Below are 5,156 nucleotides of genomic sequence, written 5' to 3'. Positions count from 1 at the left end.
AGATGGTCGCCGAAGCCGCGAGTCAAGGCGTCGAAGTGGACCTACCGCCCGTCGGCGAAGCCCACCTCACCGACGTGGCCCAAGCACTGGCCGAGTCCACTCTTCACTCAGGGAAGCGGAAGCGTCTCCACATCCGCCTGCCCCAACCGGCGCTCGCGCCGTACGCTCCCCCCCATGGACAAGCTGATCGCGTTTCTCCGTGCCCGCCTCGACGAGGACGAGCAGGTGGCGCGCACTGCTGGCGGGACTCCGACTGCGGCATCTGGGCGGTAACCCGTGACGGCGTGGATTTCGACCAATACGAGATCGGAGGATTCCACCCGTCAACCGCCGCCCACGTCGCCCGCCACGACCCGGCCCGCGTACTGGCCGAGGTCGAGGCCAAGCGGCGCCTACTGGTCCACGTCGACCTGATCTGGAAGCACTCGCCGAGCCCCGCCGAGGCCCGCGCCTGGCAACATGCCGTGCGACACCTGGCCCTGCCGTACGCCGGCCACCCCGACTACCGGCAGGAGTGGAGACCATGAGCGACCGGATGACCGCTGATGAGCGGGAGTGGGCCCGCCTCGACTTGGATGCGTCCCGGATCCGGCTCGCCCAGGCGGCGGGAGCGTCTGAGGAGGACGTGGCGGCCATCATGAGCGGCCATTGCGTCACAGAGCAGGGCGAATCTGATTAATTTCGAACGCCCTGACATAAACCACCATGCGCCATAGGTAAACCAGTGAGCCGTTTCATCCTGCGTAGCGGTTGGCTTCGACGTGGTGCAGGACGAGGATGGCCTGCACGATCGCGGTCGCTCGGCGCGGACAGCAGCGCAGCTTAGCCAGGATCTTCCAGGTCTTGAGGGTGGCGATAGCTCGTTCGCCACGAGCACGAATTCTCGCGTTAGCGCGGTTGACCGCTTTCTGCCGGCGTGACAGCTCCGGTCGGAAGCGGCGCCGCTTGAACGGCGTGCGCACGCTGCCACGGGCGCCTTGGTAGCCCTTGTCGGCGAAGGTCATCACGTCTGCGCTGGTCAGCGCATCGATGATGTCGTGGATTCGGGCGGCGGTGAGGTCGTGCGTTGAGCCCGGCAGTGCCGGTGAGGCCCACACGAGCCGGCCGGCGGCGTCGGCGATGACCTGCACGTTCACGCCATGCCGCTTGTGCTTGCCGGAGTAGTACGGCCACTGGTCTGCCACGCGGTCGATCGGGATCAGCGTGCCGTCCAGGATCGCGTACGCCAGGCGTTGGATGCGCGGCATTGCGATGGTCAGGTCCTCGGTGGCCGCTGCGAGCAGCACGATCGCTTCTTGTACATACCGCCAGGCGGTAGCGACACCGACGTCGAATCCGGCGGCGAGCCGGGTGTAGGTGTCACCGTTGCGCAGGTGGGCCAGGGCGAGCAGCGCCTGTCGGCCCGGGTCGAGACGCCGCCACCGAGATCGATGCTGGTTGCGGTGCGCTCGGATGAGGTCGGCGAGGTGGTTCAGGGTGCGGCTGGACAGCGGGATCGTGGAGGGGGAAGACAGCACGGGCGAGGCTCCCGGTCGGGGCGTCAAATCTTGGTCGACTGCTGTCTTACCTGGAGCCTCGCCCTCATCGGTCTCCAGGCTCGCCACACCCATCCTGAGCTGCAAGATCAGTTTGGAAAAGCCTCAAGATAGTCAGCCTCGGCAAGCAGAACGAGGTTGGCCGCACGCTGGTCAAGCTTCAACCGCAGCTCGGCGAGGGCGTGATGAAGCGCGTCTCCCAGAAGGAAGCCAAGGGCAAGGTGACCATCAGCGTCTTCGAGACGGCAAGAAGCAGCTCTACAGCCGAGTTGGAAAGGGTTTATCTTCTCGGGCATGGATCATCAGGGAGAGTTTCGTCGGGCAGCGCTTGAGTTGGGCATCCCGGACGACGAGATCAGCAGGTTCAGCCAGCACCTTCGTTTGGCGATCGGATTGTCCGGGGGTGGCGATGGTTCTCCGGTTGGGCACATCGGTGGGTTGCCCCGGCTACCGGTGGGCATGAAGTGGCCGTCCGCCGGGGACATTCCGTTGCCGTTGCTCCTTTCCGTCGATTGTGGGGCGCTGCCGAGGGTCGACGGCTTCGACCTGCCGGCGGACGGGACGCTGCTCTTCTTCGTTCACCAAGAGATGGACTTCGGCGAATTGCGGGCCGATCCGGGGCAGTACGCGCGAGTCGTGTATGTACCGGACGGCACCGAAACCGCGGTCGCGGAACCCCCCAACTCCACGTGTTCCGGCGAGCGGATCGACGTCTGCGCCGAGCTCAGAGCCGATCTACCCCTTTGGCTCGAGGAGGGCGACGAGGACGAGGACTGGCACGAGTTCTGGGAGGATCTCGAGTGGGACGACATGTCACCCTTCCAGCAGCAGTTGGCCCGGTACATGGAGCGTGAACTGCCGCACCTGGACGAACTTCGGTCTCTGGCCTACGGCCTCTGGTCGTCCGGCGCCTACCTCGTCATCGGCGGGTACGCCGATGACGAGGCGACGGTCGGCAGCATCACGGCGAAGACCCTCGCGAAGGGAGAATGGTTTTCCTATCTGGACGAGGACGCGCTTCAGCTGGCGAGCGAATGGATACCGCTCGCCAATGAAGGACGGGTCTACACGGAGTACTACACGAAATTTATGATCCGCCACGACGACCTGGCCGCCGCTCGGTGGGACAAGGCGCTCACCGTGACCAATTTCGAGGCCCCGTGACCAGGTTCGACCCGCCGCAAGTTGGAAAAGGCTCAATGAATGCATGAACGTCCCCCGGTATGTGATCGGACTCCCCGCCACCTCCCCGGACGATCGGGTAAAACCGCAGGTAGTGGCCTCATTCCTGTTGTATCCGGAACAGGTGTTCTCGCCGGGTAACGACGCGCCCGACCAGCGGTCGTGCGGGCATGTGTAGGAGGCTCCGAAAGCTCCGGAAACGGGTTGCCCGGAGCTGATGGCGATCTTGAGGCTGGTGGCGTGCGAGGTCAGCCGTGCAGGCGGGCGGCGAGGTCGGTCCTGGCGGGGGCGTCGGCGGCCTCGGCCGACGCGACGCGTGCGATACAGAGTTGTAGTTCTGTCCTAATCCTGCTCGACATGCTCAACGGGATGACGGCACTGCTCGGCGAGGACTGATCCGGCTTCGGTGATCTACTTGCGAGAATTCACATTCTCATGGGTAATCCGCCCCCTGGCGGACCCAACTCGTCTCGTGCGGCCGCACGTAAGGGTGTCCAGAAAGTTCAGAAAATCGGCGACACGAGCGGATCCCTGGGTGACGTTTCCGCAGTTCATGCGCTACTTCGTTGGAAATTTCTTCATTGCTACCGAGATTTCGTCAGTCGCCGCCGTCGCCCCCATCCCCCCCAAAGCCGCCCCCGCCCCCGCCGAAGTCGCCGCCGGCCCCGTCGTGGCGGCTGCTGGAACCGCTCGATGAGCTGGAACCGCCCAATGAATTCCATAGGAGCCGCAGAAACCAGAACGCCCCGGCTGCCAGCCATATCCACCCCAACGGGGTCGATATCACCATAGTTACCGCTACATCTACGAGGAAGCGAAAAATATCAATGAGTTCGATGTCGTTCACAGCCCCACCTTCCTGAGCCAGAAGGCCCGGACTGGCCATGCTGGCATAGCCGATGGCTAGGACGGTTCCATTTGGCCCCTTTGGCGGCCTTGGGTTCTAGACCTTGTCGCAACACCTGGCTCGAAGGTTGAGTGGTGTGGATCACTGAAGATCACGGACGCCGTGCCAGGAAGGCGAACTCTCTTCCTGGCCGGTCAGGCGCATCGCGAACGTCCTCCACCACATAGCCGTGGGCGACCAGATCCCTCTCAACCTCTTCTCGCTCTCGGAAACGCAACGTCGAATCCGACGTCAGCACCTGTCCGTCCGCAGCGAAAACGTAGGTCCAGCGGAATTTCACCAGAGGCAGGCTTACCTCGATCAGCTGGACCCAGCTCTCGACGGAGCCGACGCCTGGGATCTCCGTCACGTGGTAGGAGAGCTCGCGGGTCCACTCTTCTCAGGCGTGTCCGGCCGGATCGCGGGTCTCGAAGGCCAGATGCCCTCCAGGCCGCAGTGCTTCGTAGGCTCCTCGCAGCGTCTTCTGCCATGCCTGCGGATCAGCGATGGCCTGGGCAACGTTCGCCGTCATCGTCGCCAGATCGACCTGTAGCGACGGGAGGTCTGTCGCGTCACCGCAGATCCAGCGCACTTGCTCACTGCCCGGTTTGGCGTGAGCGACGTCGATGGATGCCAGAGCGGGATCGACGCCGACGACCTCGATCCCGCGGTCAGCCAGAAGAAGTGCGAACACCCCTGTGCCGCAGCCGATGTATAGCACTCGGCGCGCCTTGAACTCTTCCGCTATCCGGAGGTAGGCATCAAGATCGCTGCGGTCGGGGTCGAGCGGGTCGTAGATCACGGCGAGCCGTAGATGCCCGAAGCATTCGTCAGCCATACGGCCGAACGTATGCGGGGCCAAGGCCGAACGGCTACTGAGTTTCGAGGCGTGTCGGCGATCACGTTATTGAGCCAGAAAACCATGATCACGTTCAGGGAATTGAGTCACGGCGAGGATCACGGAATTGAGCCAGTTCACGACGGCTCTCCCCGCCCCCAGTGCCGAAGGGTACTGCTCGCGAACACCTGCCTCGGCGTGCTGTAGTGGATGTGAGATCGCTCGGGGGAGGGTTGCAAACGGAAAGCGGTTCACAACGTGGATTTCCGCAGGTGGCTGAGGCTGGGCGGCTACGGCAGCGCGGTATTGGTGGTGGCGGTCGGGGTGGCCACCAACCAGGTCCTGAACGGAAAAGAGTGGAGCTTGCTGTGGGCGGTCACCGCAATAACCCTGGCCCTGGTCACCAAGGCCTTGGATCGCTGGCATGGCCAGCCAAGCCCGCCCGGGACGCTGCGGTTGGCCGATGCCCAGGGCCGTCCGCCCCGTCTAAGACCGTGTCCTACATGGTGAGTTTGAGATGTCGCTTATGGCAGGTCATGACTGCAGCGAGGGTGAGAAAGGCCAGGTAGGCGTAGGGGTGACGCTCGTAACGGGGTGACAGGCGCCGGTAGCCGAACAGCCAGGAGATAGTTCGTTCGATCACCCAGCGATGACGGCCCAGTCGCTGGCTGGACTCGACGCCCTTGCGGGCGATACGCACCCCGATGCGCTTGCC

At 64.0% G+C, this 5,156-nt stretch carries 7 protein-coding genes and 2 pseudogenes; 3 read left to right on the top strand and 6 right to left on the bottom strand.

Going from position 1 to position 5,156, the window contains the following annotated elements:
• Positions 1 to 174 precede the first annotated feature (174 nt).
• Both ACWDS7_RS46335 and ACWDS7_RS46330 read left to right on the top strand, forming a co-directional pair.
• Positions 175 to 527, top strand: a pseudogene (locus tag ACWDS7_RS46335) (DUF6221 family protein).
• Positions 524 to 679 (top strand): hypothetical protein, encoded by a 156-nt coding sequence (locus tag ACWDS7_RS46330; protein ID WP_451934493.1) that lies wholly within the window; start codon positions 524 to 526, stop codon positions 677 to 679. The pseudogene ACWDS7_RS46335 and the gene ACWDS7_RS46330 overlap by 4 nt, the downstream one beginning before the upstream one ends.
• Before the next feature lie 55 nt (positions 680 to 734).
• On the opposite strand, the gene ACWDS7_RS46325 is transcribed toward ACWDS7_RS46330, so the two are convergent.
• Both ACWDS7_RS46325 and ACWDS7_RS46320 read right to left on the bottom strand, forming a co-directional pair.
• Entirely contained in the window at positions 735 to 1,517 is a 783-nt protein-coding gene (locus tag ACWDS7_RS46325) for a transposase family protein (RefSeq protein WP_451934492.1), read from the bottom strand.
• A 107-nt stretch (positions 1,518 to 1,624) separates the two neighbouring features.
• Positions 1,625 to 1,831: a hypothetical protein gene (locus ACWDS7_RS46320; protein ID WP_451934491.1), complete on the bottom strand. Its 207-nt coding sequence runs from the start codon at positions 1,829 to 1,831 to the stop codon at positions 1,625 to 1,627.
• On the opposite strand from ACWDS7_RS46320, the gene ACWDS7_RS46315 reads away from it, so the two are divergent.
• On the top strand, positions 1,830 to 2,699 hold the full coding sequence (locus ACWDS7_RS46315; RefSeq protein ID WP_451934490.1) for a DUF1963 domain-containing protein: 870 nt from the start codon (positions 1,830 to 1,832) through the stop codon (positions 2,697 to 2,699). The two genes, ACWDS7_RS46320 and ACWDS7_RS46315, sit on opposite strands and share 2 nt — an antisense overlap.
• Before the next feature lie 616 nt (positions 2,700 to 3,315).
• On the opposite strand, the gene ACWDS7_RS46310 is transcribed toward ACWDS7_RS46315, so the two are convergent.
• From ACWDS7_RS46310 to ACWDS7_RS46295, 4 genes and pseudogenes are all read right to left on the bottom strand, one after another.
• A complete protein-coding gene (locus ACWDS7_RS46310) occupies positions 3,316 to 3,564 on the bottom strand; it encodes a hypothetical protein (RefSeq protein WP_451934489.1) in 249 nt (82 codons plus the stop codon).
• A 151-nt stretch (positions 3,565 to 3,715) separates the two neighbouring features.
• Positions 3,716 to 3,973: a hypothetical protein gene (locus ACWDS7_RS46305; protein ID WP_451934488.1), complete on the bottom strand. Its 258-nt coding sequence runs from the start codon at positions 3,971 to 3,973 to the stop codon at positions 3,716 to 3,718.
• A 30-nt stretch (positions 3,974 to 4,003) separates the two neighbouring features.
• On the bottom strand, positions 4,004 to 4,441 hold the full coding sequence (locus ACWDS7_RS46300) for a class I SAM-dependent methyltransferase (protein ID WP_451934487.1): 438 nt from the start codon (positions 4,439 to 4,441) through the stop codon (positions 4,004 to 4,006).
• 499 nt (positions 4,442 to 4,940) lie between these two features.
• Positions 4,941 to 5,156: pseudogene (locus ACWDS7_RS46295) on the bottom strand (hypothetical protein); the annotation flags it as partial.

This window comes from Streptosporangium sp. NPDC003464, from assembly GCF_053588315.1.
The sequence above is the reverse complement of the archived record's forward strand: the minus strand, read 5'-3'. Positions and strand labels throughout refer to the sequence as shown.

What these genes read in the sequence shown, in the direction of transcription:
- ACWDS7_RS46315 (WP_451934490.1), top strand. Translation starts at nt 1,830, where the DNA reads ATGGATCATCAGGGAGAGTTTCGTCGGGCAGCGCTTGAGTTGGGCATC.
- ACWDS7_RS46300 (WP_451934487.1), bottom strand. Translation starts at nt 4,441, where the DNA reads ATGGCTGACGAATGCTTCGGGCATCTACGGCTCGCCGTGATCTACGAC.
- ACWDS7_RS46330 (WP_451934493.1), top strand. Translation starts at nt 524, where the DNA reads ATGAGCGACCGGATGACCGCTGATGAGCGGGAGTGGGCCCGCCTCGAC.
- ACWDS7_RS46320 (WP_451934491.1), bottom strand. Translation starts at nt 1,831, where the DNA reads ATGCCCGAGAAGATAAACCCTTTCCAACTCGGCTGTAGAGCTGCTTCT.